The sequence below is a fragment of the Pantoea sp. Cy-639 genome, from assembly GCF_011752525.1.
Lineage (GTDB): Bacteria > Pseudomonadota > Gammaproteobacteria > Pseudomonadales > Pseudomonadaceae > Aquipseudomonas.
In genome coordinates, this window is sequence record NZ_VWXI01000011.1 from 116,275 (window position 1) to 132,844 (window position 16,570).

Annotated in this window: 15 protein-coding genes; 10 read left to right on the forward strand and 5 right to left on the reverse strand. The window is 66.3% G+C overall.

The genetic code is table 11. The features are described 5' to 3' along the window. Window positions 1–220 precede the first annotated feature (220 nt). Window positions 221–1,846 (forward strand): methyl-accepting chemotaxis protein, encoded by a 1,626-nt coding sequence (locus F3J43_RS15090; RefSeq protein ID WP_166887845.1) that lies wholly within the window; start codon window positions 221–223, stop codon window positions 1,844–1,846. A gap of 83 nt (window positions 1,847–1,929) precedes the next feature. Here the strand turns inward: F3J43_RS15090 and fabB are convergent, their stop codons facing one another. The 5 genes from fabB to F3J43_RS15115 form a co-directional block, all read right to left on the reverse strand. Continuing rightward, the gene (gene fabB / locus F3J43_RS15095) at window positions 1,930–3,150 is read right to left on the reverse strand and encodes a beta-ketoacyl-ACP synthase I (protein WP_166887848.1); all 1,221 of its coding nucleotides are present in this window, start codon (window positions 3,148–3,150) and stop codon (window positions 1,930–1,932) included. Window positions 3,151–3,161: 11 nt separating this feature from the next. Next, window positions 3,162–3,677: a 3-hydroxyacyl-[acyl-carrier-protein] dehydratase FabA gene (fabA, locus tag F3J43_RS15100; RefSeq protein WP_011534736.1), complete on the reverse strand. Its 516-nt coding sequence runs from the start codon at window positions 3,675–3,677 to the stop codon at window positions 3,162–3,164. A 206-nt stretch (window positions 3,678–3,883) separates the two neighbouring features. Then, entirely contained in the window at window positions 3,884–5,812 is a 1,929-nt protein-coding gene (locus F3J43_RS15105; RefSeq protein WP_166887851.1) for an ATP-binding protein, read from the reverse strand. Beyond that, window positions 5,809–6,699: an ABC transporter substrate-binding protein gene (locus F3J43_RS15110; protein WP_166887854.1), complete on the reverse strand. Its 891-nt coding sequence runs from the start codon at window positions 6,697–6,699 to the stop codon at window positions 5,809–5,811. The genes F3J43_RS15105 and F3J43_RS15110 overlap by 4 nt, the downstream gene beginning before the upstream one ends. Beyond that, entirely contained in the window at window positions 6,699–8,846 is a 2,148-nt protein-coding gene (locus F3J43_RS15115) for a TonB-dependent receptor plug domain-containing protein (protein WP_205297883.1), read from the reverse strand. The genes F3J43_RS15110 and F3J43_RS15115 overlap by 1 nt, the downstream gene beginning before the upstream one ends. A gap of 126 nt (window positions 8,847–8,972) precedes the next feature. On the opposite strand from F3J43_RS15115, the gene F3J43_RS15120 reads away from it, so the two are divergent. From F3J43_RS15120 to kdpA, 9 genes are all read left to right on the forward strand, one after another. After that, window positions 8,973–9,998, forward strand: coding sequence for an NAD(P)H-dependent glycerol-3-phosphate dehydrogenase (locus tag F3J43_RS15120; protein WP_166887857.1), 1,026 nt, complete (start codon window positions 8,973–8,975; stop codon window positions 9,996–9,998). Window positions 9,999–10,009: 11 nt separating this feature from the next. Continuing rightward, a complete protein-coding gene (locus F3J43_RS15125; RefSeq protein ID WP_166887860.1) occupies window positions 10,010–10,357 on the forward strand; it encodes a DUF4389 domain-containing protein in 348 nt (115 codons plus the stop codon). After that, window positions 10,354–10,812: a phosphohistidine phosphatase SixA gene (gene sixA, locus F3J43_RS15130; RefSeq protein ID WP_166887863.1), complete on the forward strand. Its 459-nt coding sequence runs from the start codon at window positions 10,354–10,356 to the stop codon at window positions 10,810–10,812. Before F3J43_RS15125 ends, sixA begins: the two co-directional genes overlap by 4 nt. A 168-nt stretch (window positions 10,813–10,980) precedes the next feature. Further along, window positions 10,981–11,769, forward strand: a complete 789-nt coding sequence (locus tag F3J43_RS15135; RefSeq protein WP_166887866.1) for an alpha/beta fold hydrolase — start codon at window positions 10,981–10,983, stop codon at window positions 11,767–11,769. Then, complete coding sequence (locus F3J43_RS15140; RefSeq protein ID WP_166887869.1) at window positions 11,766–12,620, forward strand: alpha/beta hydrolase; 855 nt, start codon at window positions 11,766–11,768, stop codon at window positions 12,618–12,620. Before F3J43_RS15135 ends, F3J43_RS15140 begins: the two co-directional genes overlap by 4 nt. A 102-nt stretch (window positions 12,621–12,722) precedes the next feature. Then, the gene (locus F3J43_RS15145; RefSeq protein WP_166887872.1) at window positions 12,723–13,517 is read left to right on the forward strand and encodes a DUF4892 domain-containing protein; all 795 of its coding nucleotides are present in this window, start codon (window positions 12,723–12,725) and stop codon (window positions 13,515–13,517) included. An 11-nt stretch (window positions 13,518–13,528) separates the two neighbouring features. Next, window positions 13,529–14,581: an AI-2E family transporter gene (locus F3J43_RS15150; protein ID WP_166887875.1), complete on the forward strand. Its 1,053-nt coding sequence runs from the start codon at window positions 13,529–13,531 to the stop codon at window positions 14,579–14,581. 188 nt (window positions 14,582–14,769) lie between these two features. After that, complete coding sequence (gene kdpF / locus F3J43_RS15155; RefSeq protein WP_011534724.1) at window positions 14,770–14,859, forward strand: K(+)-transporting ATPase subunit F; 90 nt, start codon at window positions 14,770–14,772, stop codon at window positions 14,857–14,859. A gap of 9 nt (window positions 14,860–14,868) precedes the next feature. Beyond that, window positions 14,869–16,563, forward strand: coding sequence for a potassium-transporting ATPase subunit KdpA (gene kdpA / locus F3J43_RS15160; RefSeq protein ID WP_166887878.1), 1,695 nt, complete (start codon window positions 14,869–14,871; stop codon window positions 16,561–16,563). Window positions 16,564–16,570: the final 7 nt, after the last annotated feature.

Genomic DNA, 16,570 nt, shown 5'->3' on the forward strand with positions numbered 1-16,570 from the left:
GTGCGAGGCTGTCGGTACGGTTGTCCCAGGCGATGCTTGGGCGTGGGCATGAGGCCAGTGAGGTGGAAAAAGTCGGGCTATCTGCTGCTAAAGCGCGCGAATCTGTGCCTTTTAGCAGGGGGTAGCGTTTTGATATTGCTTTTTCGTCTTACGCAATTTCCCAAGCGCCCGATACCTTCTTTAAGCGATGGACCAACGCTTATTGGGAGGGATCCTGGAAATGAGCCTCAGACGCTTGAACATCGCCCCGCGTGCGGGGCTCGGCTTCGGCATCATGGCGTTGCTGGTGATGGCGCTGGGGGTCTTTGCCCTCAAGCAGATGACCAGCATGCGTCAGCAGGCCGAGCAGGTAGACAACAATTGGCTGCCCAGCGTGATCTCGGTGGGGCGTATGACCCAGGACATGCTGCGCATCCGCGCCTTGACCTTGCGCTTGCTGGTCAATACCGACGCGAGCGCGCAGCAGCAGAACCGTGCGCGTATCGACGAGATCAAGGCTGGGCTGGGCAAGGCCCAGGAGCATTACGCGTCACTGATCGTGCTGCCCGAGGAGCGCACCCTGCTCGATCGCTACCAGGGGCTTGAGCGCCAGTACATGAGCCTGCAGGCGCAGGTCACCCAGCTGGCCACCGAGGGGCGCATCGAGGCCGCTGCGGCGCTGGTCAACGGCGAGATGAACCAGTTCGCCGACCAGATGACCGCCACCCTCAACGACCTGATCGAGCTGAACAACCACCATGCCGGGATCGCCACCAACCTTGCCGAGGCGGTCTACAGCGGTGCGCGCATCTGGGTGATCGGGCTGCTGGTGATTGCCCTGACGCTCACCGTGGTGCTGGCCCTGGCCCTGACCCGCAGCATCGTGCGACCGCTCGGGCAGTCGCTGCAGGTGGCCGAGACCGTCGCCACCGGCGACCTGACCCCGCAGATCACCGTGCAGGGCGACGACGAGCCGGCGCGCCTGTTGGCCGCGCTCAAGAGCATGCAGCAGAGCCTGCGCGAGACCATAGGGCGGATCTCCGACTCGGCCAGCCAGCTGGCCTCGGCGTCGGAGGAGCTCAGTGTGGTGACCGAGGATGCTACCCGTGGCCTGCAGCAGCAGAGCCAGGAGATCGAGCAGGCGGCCACTGCGGTCAACCAGATGACCGCCGCGGTGGAGGAGGTGGCGAGCAATGCCGTGGCGACTTCGGAGGCCTCGCGCGAGTCCGATCGTATCGCTCGCCAGGGGCGTGAGCAGGTACGTGCCACGGTCACGGCCATCGAAGCGCTGGCCAATGGCGTGGCAGGCAATGCCGAGGAGGTCGGGCAATTGGCGCAGCAGGTGCACGACATCAGCAAGGTGCTGGATGTGATTGGTTCGATCGCCGAGCAGACCAACCTGCTGGCGCTCAATGCCGCCATCGAGGCGGCCCGGGCCGGGGAGGCCGGGCGTGGCTTCGCGGTGGTCGCCGATGAGGTGCGGGCCCTGGCGCATCGCACCCAGAGCTCGACCCAGGAGATCGAGCAGATGATCGTCGCCATCCGCAGTGGTGCCGAGCGCGCGGTGCAGGGCATGCAGCACAGCGATGCCCAGGCTCGCTCGACCCTCGACGGTGCCCATGCCGCCGGCGAGGCGCTGGAGGCGATTGCCGGTGCCATCGGCCAGATCAACGAGCGCAACCTGGTGATCGCCAGTGCTTCGGAGCAACAGGCCCAGGTGGCACGGGAAGTGGATCGCAACCTGACCACCATCCGCGACCTGGCGCACCAGTCTTCGGCCGGGGCCGAGGAAACCTCTGCTGCAAGCCAGGCGCTATCGCGCCTGGCGGTAGACCTCAACACCCTGGTGCAGCGGTTCTCGGTCTGATTGCTGGGGAGGCGGACTGGTTCGAGTACAAACAAAAACGCCCCGACCTAGGTCGGGGCGTTTTCGTTCAGCGCATCAGGCGATCACTTGCCTTCCCAGCGCTTGAGCACCAGGGTGGCGTTGGTGCCACCGAAGCCGAAGCTGTTGCTCATCACGGTGGTGAGCTTGGCGTTCTCTTCGGTCTTGCGCAGGATCGGCAGGTCGGCGACTTCAGGATCCAGCTCGTCGATGTTGGCCGAGCCGGCGATGAAGTTGTTCTCCATCATCAGCAGGCAGTAGATCGCCTCGTGCACGCCAGCGGCGCCCAGCGAGTGGCCGGACAGGCTCTTGGTCGAGCTGATCTTCGGTGCCTTGTCGCCGAACACTTCACGCACGCCCTTCATCTCGGCGACGTCGCCGACCGGAGTGGAGGTGCCGTGGGTGTTCAGGTAGTCGATCGGGGTGTCGACGGTGGACAGCGCCTGCTGCATGCAGCGGATCGCGCCTTCGCCGCTTGGGGCGACCATGTCGTAGCCGTCGGAGGTCGCGCCGTAGCCGACGATCTCGGCGTAGATCTTGGCGCCGCGGGCCAGGGCGTGCTCGAGTTCCTCGACCACCACCATGCCGCCGCCACCGGCGATGACGAAGCCGTCACGGTCGGCGTCGTAGGCACGCGAAGCCTGCTCCGGGGTATCGTTGCGCTTGGTCGACAGGGCGCCCATGGCATCGAACAGGAACGACTGGCTCCAGTGCTCTTCCTCACCGCCGCCGGCGAAGACGATGTCCTGCTTGCCCCACTGGATCTGCTCCATGGCGGTGCCGATGCAGTGCGCGGAGGTAGCGCAGGCCGACGAGATCGAGTAGTTGATGCCCTTGATCTTGAACGGGGTGGCCAGGCACGCCGAGACGGTGCTGCCCATGGTGCGGGTGACGCGGTATGGACCGACGCGCTTGACGCCTTTTTCGCGCAGGGTGTCCAGGGCTTCCATCTGGTTCAGCGTGGAGGCGCCGCCGGAACCGGCGACCAGGCCGGTGCGCGGGTTGGAGATCTGCTCCTCGGTCAGGCCGGAATCCTTGATCGCGTCCTGCATCGCCAGGTAGGCGTAGGCGGCAGCGTGGCCGACGAAGCGATAGACCTTGCGGTCGATCAGCTCTTCGAGGTTGAGGTCGATGGAGCCGGAAACCTGGCTACGCAGCCCCATTTCCTTGTATTCCGGGTTGTAACGGATGCCCGGACGGCTGTTGCGCAGGTTTTCGGTGACGGTAGCTTTGTCATTGCCCAGGCACGACACGATGCCCAGACCAGTGATAACGACGCGGCGCATGCGAATAACCCTTAGAAATTGTCAGTGGAGGTGAACACGCCGACCCGCAGGCCTTCGGCGGTGTAGATCTCGCGACCGTCGACGCTGACCGAACCATCGGCGATGGCCATGTTCAGCTTGCCCTTCAGGACGCGTTTGATATGAATGTTGTAGGTGACTTTCTTGGCCGATGGCAGGACCTGGCCGAAGAATTTCACTTCGCCCGAACCCAGGGCGCGACCACGGCCCGGCAGACCCTGCCAGCCGAGGAAGAAACCGACCAACTGCCACATGGCGTCGAGGCCCAGGCAGCCCGGCATCACCGGATCGCCTTCGAAGTGGCAGGCGAAGAACCACAGGTCCGGATTGATATCCAGCTCGGCGACCAATTCACCTTTGCCGAACTTGCCGCCTTCCTCGCTGATGTGGGTGATGCGATCGACCATCAGCATGTTCGGGGCGGGCAGTTGCGCATTACCGGGGCCGAACAGCTCACCGCGACTGCAGCGCAGCAGGTCTTCCCGGGTAAAGGCGTTTTGTTTGGTCATGCGAGCTCCTCAATAACCCCCTGTGGCAGGGGATGAATCTTCCCGGCCGACCCGAAACGCTTGGCATCCGGGGCGGCAGCCTACAGGTAGACTATTGCGTTGTAGTGAAAGTCACAGCGCACCTGGCAAAAGAAGTACAGGTGTGCACTGAAATGTTATTTTCAGGTCCCGCGGCGGTCCTGTCCAGTCTTTAAGACTGCCGCACTTTAGCATTTATCTCCAGTCGCGACTGCCTGGCCGGGCAACCAGCGGCGCAGCACGTGCTGCAAGTCGGTACGTTTGAATGGTTTGCTCAGGTAATCGTTCATGCCGGCGGCGAGGCAGCGCTCGCGGTCGCCCTCCAGGGCGCTGGCGGTCAGGGCGATGATCGGCAGTTCCGCAGCCTGGGGCATCAGGCGGATGCGCCGGGTCGCCTCGTAACCGTCCATCTGCGGCAGCCGGCAGTCCATCAATACTGCGGCAAAACGTTGCAGACCGACCAGGTCGACGGCCTGGGCGCCATCCATGGCCAGGCTGACCTCGAAGCCCAGGCTGCGCAGCATGGCTTCGATCACGCTCTGGTTGACCGGGTTGTCCTCCACCAGCAGGATTCGCCCGCCATTGCCGGCGGTGCCGGCATCGTGACTGGCACCGGGCAGGTGCGTGGGCGGCGTGCTGGCCAGGGCCAGCGGCATTTCCAAGGTAAAGGTCGAGCCCAGGCCCTCGCGGCTTTCACCGCGCAGCTGGCCGCCCATGCGCTCGGCCAGGGTGCGGGCGATCGACAGGCCCAGCCCGGTACCGCCGTAGCGGCGCGAGATCGAACTGTCGGCTTGCTGGAAGGCCACGAACATCATTTCCAGGCGGTTGCTGTCGATACCGATGCCGGTGTCGCGCACCGTGCAGGTCAGCCACAGCAACTGACGGTCGAGTAGCTGCCAGCGAGCCTCCACCGCGACTTCGCCGTGCTCGGTGAATTTCAATGCATTGCCTACCAGGTTGAGCAGGATCTGGCGGATCCGTGTCGGATCGCCCACCACCCGTTGGTGGCCGTTGCCTTGTGGCAGTTGCAGGCGCAGGTCCAGGCCGCGCTGCTGGGCGGTGTGCTGGAACGACTGGACGCTGCTGGCGATCAGTTCGCCGAGGTCGAAGTCGAGGTGCTCCAGCTCTACCGTGGTGCGTTCGATGCGCGAGAAGTCGAGAATGTCGTTGATCACCTTCAGCAGGTGCCCGGTGGATTCGCTGGCCAAGGCGGTGTATTCGGCCTGCTCGCTGGTCAGCTGGGTGGTTTCCAGCAGTTGCAGCATGCCCAGCACGCCGTTCATCGGTGTGCGCAGTTCATGGCTCATCATGGCCAGGAAGTCCGACTTGGCGCGGTTGGCCTGCTCGGCCTCCTCGCGGGCCTGGATCAGCTGGCCCATGGCTTGCTGCTGTTCGTGGGCGGCCTGGTCGAGAGCGCTGGCCAGGTTGTTGATATGCCGCGCCAGGTGGCCGAGCTCGCTGTCGTCGACCACTGGCAGGGGGGCGTTGAAGTCGCCCTGCTGGATGGCCTTCACGGCATGGCCCATATCGCTGATCGGCTTGGACAGGCTCATGGCCAGGCGCCGGGCCAGGAGGAAGGTGAACAGCAGGGCGAACAGCGCGAGGATCGCCGCCTTGATCACGATTTCCTGCTGGCGCTGGCTGAAGGCATCGTCGGACATGCCGACGATCACTCGCCCGAGGTAGTCGTCGCCGATGTTCGGTGGCGGCGCCTTGCCGAGCAGGAAGTCGTTGTCCAGGCGGATCTGCTGCAAGCGGATCGGTGCCTGGAACACTTCGACCCGCTGCGCGCGGTTGACGCTTTCGTCCGGTTGCTCGACGTACACCAGGATATGGTTGCGGCTGTCCTGTACCTCCAGGAAGCGCACATGGGGGATGCTCAGAGTGGCGCGCATCAGGCTGTCGAGCACTTCGTTGTTGCCCGAGATCACCCCGTACTCGGAAGCGGGCGCCAATTGGTTGGCGATCAACTGCCCGGTGTGGTTGAGCTCCTGGCGCAAGTCCTGGATACGCACGAAGGTGAAGAAGCTGATCAACAGCAAGGTCAGCAGCAGGGCAGGGCCGAGGCTGATGATCTGGGTGCGGGTATGGATGTCCCAGCTCATGCGTTTGCTCATGGGGTGGGTTCTCCTTCGGCCAGGGCCTGGACCGCGGTGGCCGTGTCGATGGCTTCCAGGCCCAGGGCGCGGGCCACCTGCTGGTTGCCGCTGACCCCGAAGTGCGTGGGGTACAGGCTGCGTGGCCAGCGTGCCGAGGGTTGTGCCAGCAACTGGTCGAGCACCGCCAGCCAGTCGTCCTGGTCGCTGTAGGTGCTGGCCAGGGCGCCGGCGCGGACGAAGCCGACGTTCGGGCCGATCAACGCCATCTGCCGGCCATAGCTGCTGAGCAGCACGTTCTTGGCCGACTTGGAGTTGTACAGCTCGGGGTCGTCCACGCCGAGCAGCACGTCGCTGTTGCCGAGCACGTTCTGCAGAGGCCGGCTGTCGCGCAGGTCAGGCCACTCCTGGGCGACGATTTCCAGCCCCAGCGGGCGGGCCGCCTGGCGCAGTTCGTCGAGCAGGAAGCGGCTGTGCTCACCGTACAGCACGCCGATGCGCCTGGCCTGTGGCAGCAGGTAGCGGCTCAGGCGCAACTGGCGCGCCGGCGGCGGGTCGCTCCACAGCAGGGTGAGAAATGCCGGTCGCGACTTTCCCAGGCGCTGCTCGGCCTGCACCCGGCTGACGCGCAGCGCCAGCGCCGGTGGTCCGGCGTTTTCGCCCAGGCGCCACTCCAGTGCGGCAGTGTCGAGCAGGACCAGGCGTGTATCGGCCTTGAGCTGGCCGGGGGGCGGCAGCATGGCCACGCTCTGGAAGTGCACCTGATCCTGCGGATGTCGCTGTTGCATGGCGGCGACGAAGCTGCGGATGCCGGGTTGCTCCTCGGCGCCGACCAGCAGGATTTCGCTGGCGGACAGCGGACCCAGGGGCAGCAGGCAGAGCAGCAGCAGACGCAGCAGGCGCACCATCAGAACTCCAGCTCCGCACTCACGCTCAGACGGTGGTGGCTGTCGTAGCGGTTCTGCGGCGCCGTGGTCGGTTCGTTGTCCAGGCGCTGCTGCCACAGGGCGGCGAGCTCGAGGTTGCTGCCCTGCACGCGCAAACGCTTGGCCAGGCGCAGGTCGATGCGCTCGAACCGATACTGGTTCAGGGCGTCGTCACCGTAGTAGAACAGTGCGCTGGACCAGCCCTCGCCCCAGTCGCGCATCCAGCCCGCCGAACCGCTGTTGCGTGCGCTCAGGCGGCGGTCGTCGGGGTTGCTGGCCCAGGCGTCGACATAGGCATAGGTGACGCGAAGGCGGTCGCGGGCAGTGGCGTGCCAGTCGAACTGGGCCTCGCTGCCACTGAAGCGGGCCTTGTTGGCGTTGCTGGCGATGAACTGGTTGTTCTTCAGCGGCTCGCTGATCATCCCGGTGATCTCGTCGTAGAACAGCTTCACGTCCATGCTCAGGTCGAGGTCGCTGAAGTAGCCGTTGTAGCCCAGTTCGCGCGAGCGCATGCGTTCCTGGTCGAGGTTGCCCGGGCCGCGGGTCTTGACGAAGTATTCGCCGTTTTGCAGGCCGTAGCGGTTGGCGCTCAGGTTCCTGACCGTGTAGCTCCAGTTGACGTTGTTCTCGAACATGTCCGGCGAGCGGATCGCTTCGGAATACACCGCGCGCAGGCCGTGGCGCGGGGTGATCAGGTAGTTCACCGCCAGGCGCGGCGTCAGCGAGTTGCCGGACAGCTGGGCATCCTCGTACATCGCGCCACCCTGGAGGATCCAGTGTTCGTCGGCGCGCCATTCGAGTTGACCGAACAGACGCCAGGTACGGTCGTCGATGCTGCCGTTGAAGTAGGTCTGCGAATCGGCGCGGTCGTAGCGGTAGTTCATGCCGCTGACCAGGCGCAGGCTGTCGCTGAGGCTGTAGGTGTCCTGGATCTCCAGGTCGTAGCGGGTCTCGCGGGTGCTCTGGTCGACGTCGCCGCAAATGGTGTTGCTGCCGCCGTTGCGCCACTGGTCGCGCACCTGGCTCATCAGGGTGCCGAGCGTCGGGTCGCTGGTGGAGGGCAGGTTGCCGGTATGCAGGTTGCGCGCGACCTTCTCGGTGAAATTCGGGTCAATCTGCCACATCCGGGTCAGTTCCGGGCTGAAGGCGATGGCGGCGTCGCAGGCCCGCCACACCTGCTGGCGATCGAAATGCTGGGCCGAACCCTGTATGTACAGGCTGTGCTCGGGGTTGAGGTCGATGTTCCAGCGCACCGAGCCGGCATAGTCCTTGGCATTGACGTCGGCATCGTTGCCGGCCCGGTAGTTGCCGAACACCGGCTGGTAAGTGTAGGGCCGCTGGTTACTGCCTTCCTTCGCCGCCAACTGCCACTCCAGGGTCTGGTTCGGCGCCAGGCTGTGGCTGGCGCTGAGGTTGAAGCGGTTGAGCCGGCGGCTGTCGCGGTAGTCATGGCCGAACTGGTCCTTGTCGAAACCATCGTCCTGTTGCCCGGACACCGACAGGCGCAGGTCGCCGCCGTCCCAGCCGAAGCCGTGGCTGACGTAATAGTCGTTGATGCCGTCCTGGCCGCGGGTCATCTTCAGGCGCGTGCCGTGGCTGTCCGCCGGGTTGCGGGTGAGGATGTTGACCACCGCCATCAGCGCGTTGGCGCCATAGCTGACAGTGTTGGGGCCACGGAACACCTCGATGCGCTCGATGTCCTCGATGGCCACCGGGATGTCGCTCCAGTCCACCGTGGCCAGGCCTGCGCGGTACACCGAGCGGCCGTCGATCAGTACCTGCATGCGCCGGGCGTCGTTGACGTTGCTGCCGTGGTAGTTGACCGTCGGCTGGTTGCCGGCGCCGTAGCCGATCATCATGCCCGGCACCAGGCGCAGCAACTCGGGAATGTCGCGGGCGCCGCTGGCACGGATCAGGCTGCTGTCGAGCACGGTCATGCTGCCGGGCACCGCGGCCGGGGATTGTTTGAGGCGCGTGGCGGTCAGAACCTGGGGCAGGTCCTGGTTGTCGACGAACAGATCGTCGGCCAGGGCAGGGCCGCCGAGCAGCGCGGTCAGCAACAGCAGGCGAGGGTAAGGGGGCGTGCCTGGCAACACGGAACGGCCTTGTTTCTGAAATGGGTCAGGCATGTTAACCGACCGGACGGCTTTTACCAGTGATCTGGCCAGGTAGACCTGCTGCGGGCACTGGTTCTGGCGCATGTGCCCCGTATAATGCGCCAGTCGCCACTTACTTTATTGGTTAACGGATTGGATATGACCGAACAGCAACCTGTTGCAGTTCTTGGAGGCGGCAGCTTCGGCACCGCCGTGGCGAACCTGCTGGCCGAGAACGGCCACCCCGTGCGCCAGTGGATGCGCGACCCGGACCAGGCCGAGGCGATGCGCGCCAACCGCGAGAATCCGCGTTATCTCAAAGGCATTCGCCTGCACGACGGGGTCGAGCCGGTCAACGACCTGCTCGCCACCTTGCAAGGCAGCGCCCTGATCTTCGTCGCCCTGCCGTCCAGCGCCTTGCGCAGCGTGCTGGCGCCTCACGCCGAGCTGCTGCGCGGCAAGGGGCTGGTGAGCCTGACCAAGGGCATCGAGGCGCAGAGCTTCAAGCTGATGAGCCAGATCCTCGAAGAGATCGCCCCCCAGGCGCGCATCGGCGTGTTGTCCGGGCCGAACCTGGCCCGCGAGATCGCCGAGCATGCGCTGACCGCCACCGTGGTGGCCAGCGAGGACGAGGTGCTGTGCCAGCAGGTGCAGGCCGTGCTGCATGGCCGCACCTTCCGGGTCTACGCCAGTGCCGACCGCTTCGGCGTCGAGCTGGGCGGAGCGTTGAAGAACGTCTATGCGATCATCGCCGGCATGGCCGTGGCCCTGGGGATGGGCGAGAACACCAAGAGCATGCTGATCACCCGCGCGCTCGCCGAAATGACCCGCTTCGCCGTGAGCCAGGGGGCCAACCCCATGACCTTCCTGGGCCTGGCCGGGGTCGGTGATCTGATCGTCACCTGCTCCTCGCCCAAGAGCCGCAACTACCAGGTGGGCCACGCCCTCGGCCAGGGCCTGACCCTGGACGAGGCGGTCAGCCGCCTGGGCGAGGTGGCCGAAGGTGTCAACACCCTCAAGGTACTCAAGGCCAAGGCCCAGGAGGTCGGGGTGTACATGCCCCTGGTGGCCGGGCTGCATGCCATCCTGTTCGAGGGGCGTACCCTCAACCAGGTGATCGAGCACCTGATGCGCGCCGAACCCAAGACCGACGTCGATTTCATTTCCACCAGTGGTTTCAATTGAAGGAGCGACCTATGAGCGATACCCCCGAGCACGCCCAGCGCGAGTCGATCATCCTGCGGGTGCTGTGGATGCTGGTGTTCCTGGTGGTCTGGCAACTCGCCGAACTGCTGCTGGGCGGCCTGGTGCTGGTGCAACTGGTCTACCGCCTGGTCTACGGCGCGCCGAGCGCCAGCCTGATGAACTTCGGCGACAGCCTCAGCCAGTACCTGGCGCAGATCGGCCGTTTCGGCACCTTCCACACCGACCAGAAGCCTTGGCCGTTCGCCGACTGGCCGGCAGCCCGGGCACCAGAAGGCGAGGCCCCGCATGCCGTGGCCCCGGCAGCGCATCCGGCGCGTGACGAGGAACCGAAGCTGTGAAGCTGTGGGTGCTGCGCCATGGCGAGGCGGAGCCTCGGGCCAACACCGATGCCGAGCGGCGTCTGACCGCTCATGGCCGCGAGCAGGTGCTGTTCAGCGCCGCACGGCTGCTCGGCCAGCCCTTGCAGGCGATCATCGCCAGCCCTTATGTCCGCGCGCAGCAGACCGCGGCGCTGGTGCACGATGCGCTGGGCTTTGCCGAGCCGGTGCGCACCGTGCCCTGGCTGACCCCGGAAAGCGATGTCCGGCAGGTGATCGGTGAAATCGAGCGCCTGCGCCTGGAGCATGTGTTGCTGGTCAGTCATCAGCCGCTGGTTGGTACCCTGGTGGGAATGCTCGAGCATGGCCACGGCCAGCAGCCGGCGCCCCTGAGCACGGCCAGCCTGGCCGAACTGGAGGGGGAGTGGCCACTGGCCGGCTTGATGACCCTGCGCGAATTGCATCACGCCAGCTGAGACGCACCCTGCCCGCAGGAGCCAGCAAGTCTGGCTCCTGCGCAGTCTTGCGTCACGACCCGCCAGCGAATGACCTGATTGCCCTTGGCGATGACCTTTCCGAACGTTGTCGCCCCCGTGGCCCTTATTGACAATGGGCCATCCATTTCCCGTGCAGAGCAGGCGGCCATGTCGCAGCAGATCTTCTTCGCCCACGCCAACGGCTTCCCTTCGGCCACCTACGGCAAGCTGTTCGCCGCGCTGGCGCCGGACTACCGGGTGCATCACCTGGAGCAGCACGCCCACGATCCGCGCTTCCCGGTGAACGACAACTGGCAGAGCCTGGTGGACGAGTTGCTGCATCACCTCGAACAGCAGGAAGCGCCGGTGTGGGGCGTAGGCCATTCCCTGGGCGGCGTGCTGCACCTGCATGCGGCGCTGCGCCGGCCCGAGCTCTACCGTGGCGTGGTGATGCTCGACTCGCCGGTACTGACCCGCGCCGACGAGTGGTTGATCCAGGCTGCCAAGCGCCTGGGCTTCATCGACCGCATCACCCCGGCCGGACGTACCCTGGGCCGGCGCGAGGCGTTCCCCGATCGCGACAGTGCACGCCACTACTTCGCCGGCAAGACCCTGTTCCGTCACTTCGACCCGGATTGCCTGGAAGCCTATCTCGAGCATGGCCTGGAGCAGGCCGGGGATGGCCTGCGCCTGCGCTTCGACCCGGCCACCGAGATCAGCATCTTCCGCAGCATTCCCCACGTCAGCCCGGCCCGGCCGCGCCAGTTGCAGGTACCGCTGGCGATGGTGCGCGGTGCCCAGAGCCGGGTGATCCGCAAGCACCATGCCCTGGCCGTGCGCGGCATGGCCAGGGGCGAATACCACAGCCTGCCGGGCGGGCACATGTTCCCGCTGGAGCGACCGGTCGATACTGCCGCGCTGATCCGCAACCTGTTCGAACGCTGGAGCCAGGCATGAGCGCCCAGGTCGAGGAACTGCGCCTGGCGCTCGGCCATATCGAGCTGGCCGCGCACCTGTTCGGCCCGGCCGATGGCCTGCCGGTGATCGCCCTGCACGGCTGGCTGGACAACGCCAACAGTTTCGCCCGCCTGGCGCCGCAGCTCGCCGGGCTGCGCATCGTCGCCCTGGACCTGGCCGGTCATGGCTATTCGCAGCACCGCCCGGTGGGCGCCGGCTACGCCCTGGCCGACTATGCCCATGACGTGCTGCGGGTTGCCGAGCAACTGGGCTGGCAGCGCTTCGGCCTGCTCGGTCATTCGCTGGGGGCGATCATCGCGGTGCAACTGGCCGGTGCCTTGCCCGAGCGCGTCAGTCACCTGGCACTGATCGACGGGGTGATCCCGCCGACGCTGAGCGAGCAGGATGCCGCCGAGCGCCTGGGCACGGCGTTGCAGGCGCAGTTGCGCCTGGAGGGCAAGCGCAAGTCGGTGTACGCGACCCTGGAGGAGGGCGTCGAGGCACGCATGAAGGGCATGGTCGCGGTCAGCCGCGAGGCCGCCGAGTTGTTGGCCCAACGTGGCCTGATGCCGGTACCCGGCGGCTACAGCTGGCGCAGCGACAGTCGCCTGACCCTGCCGTCGCCCACCCGGCTGAACCAGGCCCAGGCCATGGCCTTCGTCCGGCGCCTCGCCTGCCCGACCTGCCTGGTGGTGGCCGCCGACGGCATGCTGGCGCGTCACACGGAACTGCTGGAACAGCTACCCTTCGAGCAGCAGACCCTGCCCGGCGGGCATCACCTGCATTTGAACGACGCTCAGGGCGCTGCCCTTGTTGCAGACTGTTTCAATCGCTTCTTTGGCATTTCTTGACTTGCACCTGGCAAGTGCCGAGGCTTGGCGGGTTGAAAGGGAGACAACCATGCACATGCCAGACATCCACGCATTCCAGCCTTGCCGCCGCGAGGGCCGCCGATGAGCGCACCCGTATTCGTGCGCGGCGCCTTCGCCGCTTGCCTCGCCCTCGCCAGCCCGCTGCTGTGGGCTGGCAGCCTGCCTGTTCCGGTCGACGCCAAGGTGGTCGACCAGCGCCCTGCGCTGGAGCAGGAGCGGGTCTACCCCATGGGTCCGCTGCGCAAGATCAGCGGCCGCCTGCGGGTCGACGACAAGGTCGAGAGCCGCGGCCAGGTCAGCTCGGTGACTTATGAGCTGCCGGTCGAGCGCAGCGCCCGCGAGGCCTTCACCAGTGCCCGCGAGGCGCTGCAGCATGATGGCGGCTACCCGCTGTTCTGGTGCCAGGGCCGCGACTGTGGCGAGGCCAGCCTGTGGGCCAACGACGTGTTCGCCAATGCCCGTCTCAATGGCGGTGACGAGCAGCAGGCGTTCATCCTCCTGCGTCGCTCTGCCGAGGAAGCTGACACGCTGGTCGCGCTGTACAGCGTCACCCGCGGCAACCGCCGTGCCTACCTGCATGTCGAGGAGTTCGTCGCCGACAGCCCGCTGGGCGAGATCCTGCCCACGCCGGCCACCGTGCTGCGCGAGTTGCGCGACACCGGCAAGCTCGACTACCCGGACCTCGCCGTGCCCCAGGCCAACTGGGCCGCGTTGCTGGGGCGCAGCCTGAACCTCGACAGCACCCTGCGCGCCAGCCTGAGCGGCAAGGGCGCCGAGGCCTGGCGCGAACAACTGATCCAGGCCGGCGTGCGCAGCGCCCGCCTGGAAGTGGGCGACGCAGCGACCGATGGCCTGCACCTGGAACTGATCCGTTGAGTGAGCGCCCGATGACCACCAATGACCGTCTGTTGATCCAGATCCTGCTGCTGACGCTGCTCGGCGCCGCGCTGTGGGTGATGGCGCCGTTCATCTCGGCGCTGCTGTGGGGCGCCATCCTGGCATTCGCCAGCTGGCCGCTGATGCGCCTGCTGACCCGCCTGCTGGGTGGTCGCGAGACCCTCGCCGCGAGCCTGCTGACCACGGTGTGGATCCTGCTGGTGGCGCTGCCGCTGGTGTGGCTGGGGCTGAACCTGGCCGACCATATCCGCGACGCTACCGCCTTCGTGCGCGACGTGCAGGTCGATGGCCTGCCCGACGCCCCGGCCTGGGTCGGCGGCATTCCCTTCGTCGGCGAGCGGCTGGTGGCCTGGTGGCAGTCGCTCGACCAGCAGGGCGCGGCGCTGCTGGCCTCGGCCAAGCCGTACCTGGGTCAGGTCGGCAACTGGCTGCTGGCACGCAGCGCGCAGATCGGTAGTGGGGTGCTCGAACTGACCCTGAGCCTGATCTTCGTGTTCTTCTTCTATCGTGACGGGCCGCGCCTGGCGGCGTTCGTCCACCGTCTGCTGCAGCGGCTGGTAGGCGAGCGCGCCGAGTACTATGTCGACCTGGTGGCCGGCACCGTGCAACGGGTGGTCAACGGTGTGATCGGCACCGCGGCGGCCCAGGGCCTGCTGGCGCTGATCGGCTTCCTGATCGCCGGGGTGCCGGGGGCCATCGTGCTGGGCCTGGTGACCTTCATGCTCAGCCTGATCCCCATGGGGCCGCCGCTGGCCTGGATTCCCGCCACGGGCTGGCTGGTGTGGAAGGGCGACTACGGCATGGCGGTGTTCCTCGGGATCTGGGGCACCTTCGTCATCAGCGGCGTGGACAACGTGCTCAAGCCTTACCTGATCAGTCGTGGCGGCAACCTGCCGCTGGTGATCGTGTTGCTCGGGGTGTTCGGTGGCTTGATCGCGTTCGGCTTCATCGGCCTGTTCATCGGGCCGACCCTGCTGGCGGTGGGCTACAGCCTGCTGCTGGACTGGAGCCGCAACGCCGCGCAGCATCCACCGCAGCGTTGATGCCCATTGCGGGGCAAGCCCGCTCCCACGGTGGTTGTCTTGGTGGGGGCGGGCTCGCCCCGCGCGGCATGGGCGATCTTTACGTTTTCTTTATGCCCTGAGCCCACCCCTGATCTCGCCCCTTTACGCCCCTCGCTCGGACAATTTCCCCAAAGCGGCCCTCACGCCGCATCAAGGGAGATTGGCTCATGTACATGCTCGACGGGTTGTCACTGCTGCTGGCAGTGGCGTTGGCGGTTTACCTGTTGGTGGCGCTGCTGCGCGCCGATCGCGGCTAAGGGGCGGCCATGCACAGTTACGATTACCTGCTGCTGCTGGCGTTCTTCGCCATCGTGCTGCTACCGGCACCCTGGCTCGGACGCTTCTACTACAACGTCATGGAAGGCCGGCGTACCTGGCTGTCGCCGCTGCTCGGGCCCGTGGAGCGGGGCTGCTATCGCCTGGCCGGGGTGAATGCCGAGCAGGAGCAGAACTGGAAGCAATACACCCTGGCCCTGCTGGCCTTCAACCTGGCGGGTTTCCTGCTGTTGTTCGCGGTGTTGCTGCTGCAAGGCTCGCTGCCGCTCAACCCGCAGCACCTGCCGGGTCAGGAATGGTCGCTGGCGTTCAACACCGCCGTCAGCTTCATGACCAACACCAACTGGCAGTCCTATAGCGGCGAGGCCTCGCTCAGCTACCTGAGCCAGATGCTTGGCATGACCGTGCAGAACTTCGTCAGCGCCGCCACCGGCCTGGCCGTGCTGGTGGCGCTGTGCCGTGGCATTGCCCGGCGTTCGGCCAGCAGCCTGGGCAACTTCTGGGTCGACCTGACCCGCGCCACCCTCTACGGCCTGCTGCCACTGTGCCTGCTGCTGGCGTTGCTGCTGGTATGGCAGGGCGTGCCGCAGACCTTCTCCGACTACGCCCATGCGCTGACCCTGCAAGGCGCCGACCAGACTATCCCGCTGGGCCCGGCCGCCAGCCAGATCGCCATCAAGCAGCTCGGCACCAACGGTGGCGGCTTCTTCGGCGTCAACTCGGCGCATCCGTTCGAGAACCCCACGGCCTGGAGCAACCTGTTCGAGGTGGCCTCGATCATCCTGATCCCGGTGGCGCTGGTGTTCACCTTCGGCCACTACGTCAAGGACCTGCGCCAGAGCCGCGCGATCATTGCCTGCATGCTGGCGCTGTTCCTCATCGGCGGCAGTGCTGCGCTGTGGTCCGAGTACCAGCCCAACCCGGCCCTGCAAAGCGCCCAGGTGCAGCAGAGCGCGCCGCTCGAAGGCAAGGAGAGCCGCTTCGGCACCACCGGCTCGGTGCTGTGGACAGTGACCACCACTGCCGCCTCCAACGGCTCGGTCAACTCGATGCACGATAGCCTCAATCCGCTCACCGGCATGGTGGCCATGGTCAACATGATGGTCGGCGAGGTGATCTTCGGCGGCGTCGGCGCCGGTCTCTACGGCATGCTGCTGTTCGTGCTGATCGCGGTGTTCCTCGCCGGGCTGATGATCGGCCGCACGCCGGAGTACCTGGGCAAGAAACTGCAAGCCCGGGAAGTGCAATTGCTGGTGGCGACCTTGCTGGTGATGCCGGTCGGCGTGCTGGTGCTCGGCGCCATCGCCGCCAGCCTGCCAGGGCCTGCCGCAGCGATAAGCAACCCAGGTGCCCATGGCTTCAGCCAGTTGCTGTACGCCTACACCTCCGGCACCGCCAACAACGGCTCGGCCTTTGCCGGATTGGGCGCCAACACCCCTTACCACAACGTGATGATCGGCCTGGCCATGCTCATCGGCCGCTTCGGCTACATCCTGCCGGTGCTGGCCCTGGCCGGCAGCCTGGCGGCGAAGAAGAGCGCGCCGCAAGGCCTCAACAGCTTCCCCACCCACGGCCCGCTGTTCACCGGCCTGCTGCTGGTGACCATCCTGCTGGTCGGTGGCCTGACCTTCCTGCCGACCTTGGCCCTGGGGCCGATCGCCGAACACCTGAGCCTGGGTTTCTGAGGAATAC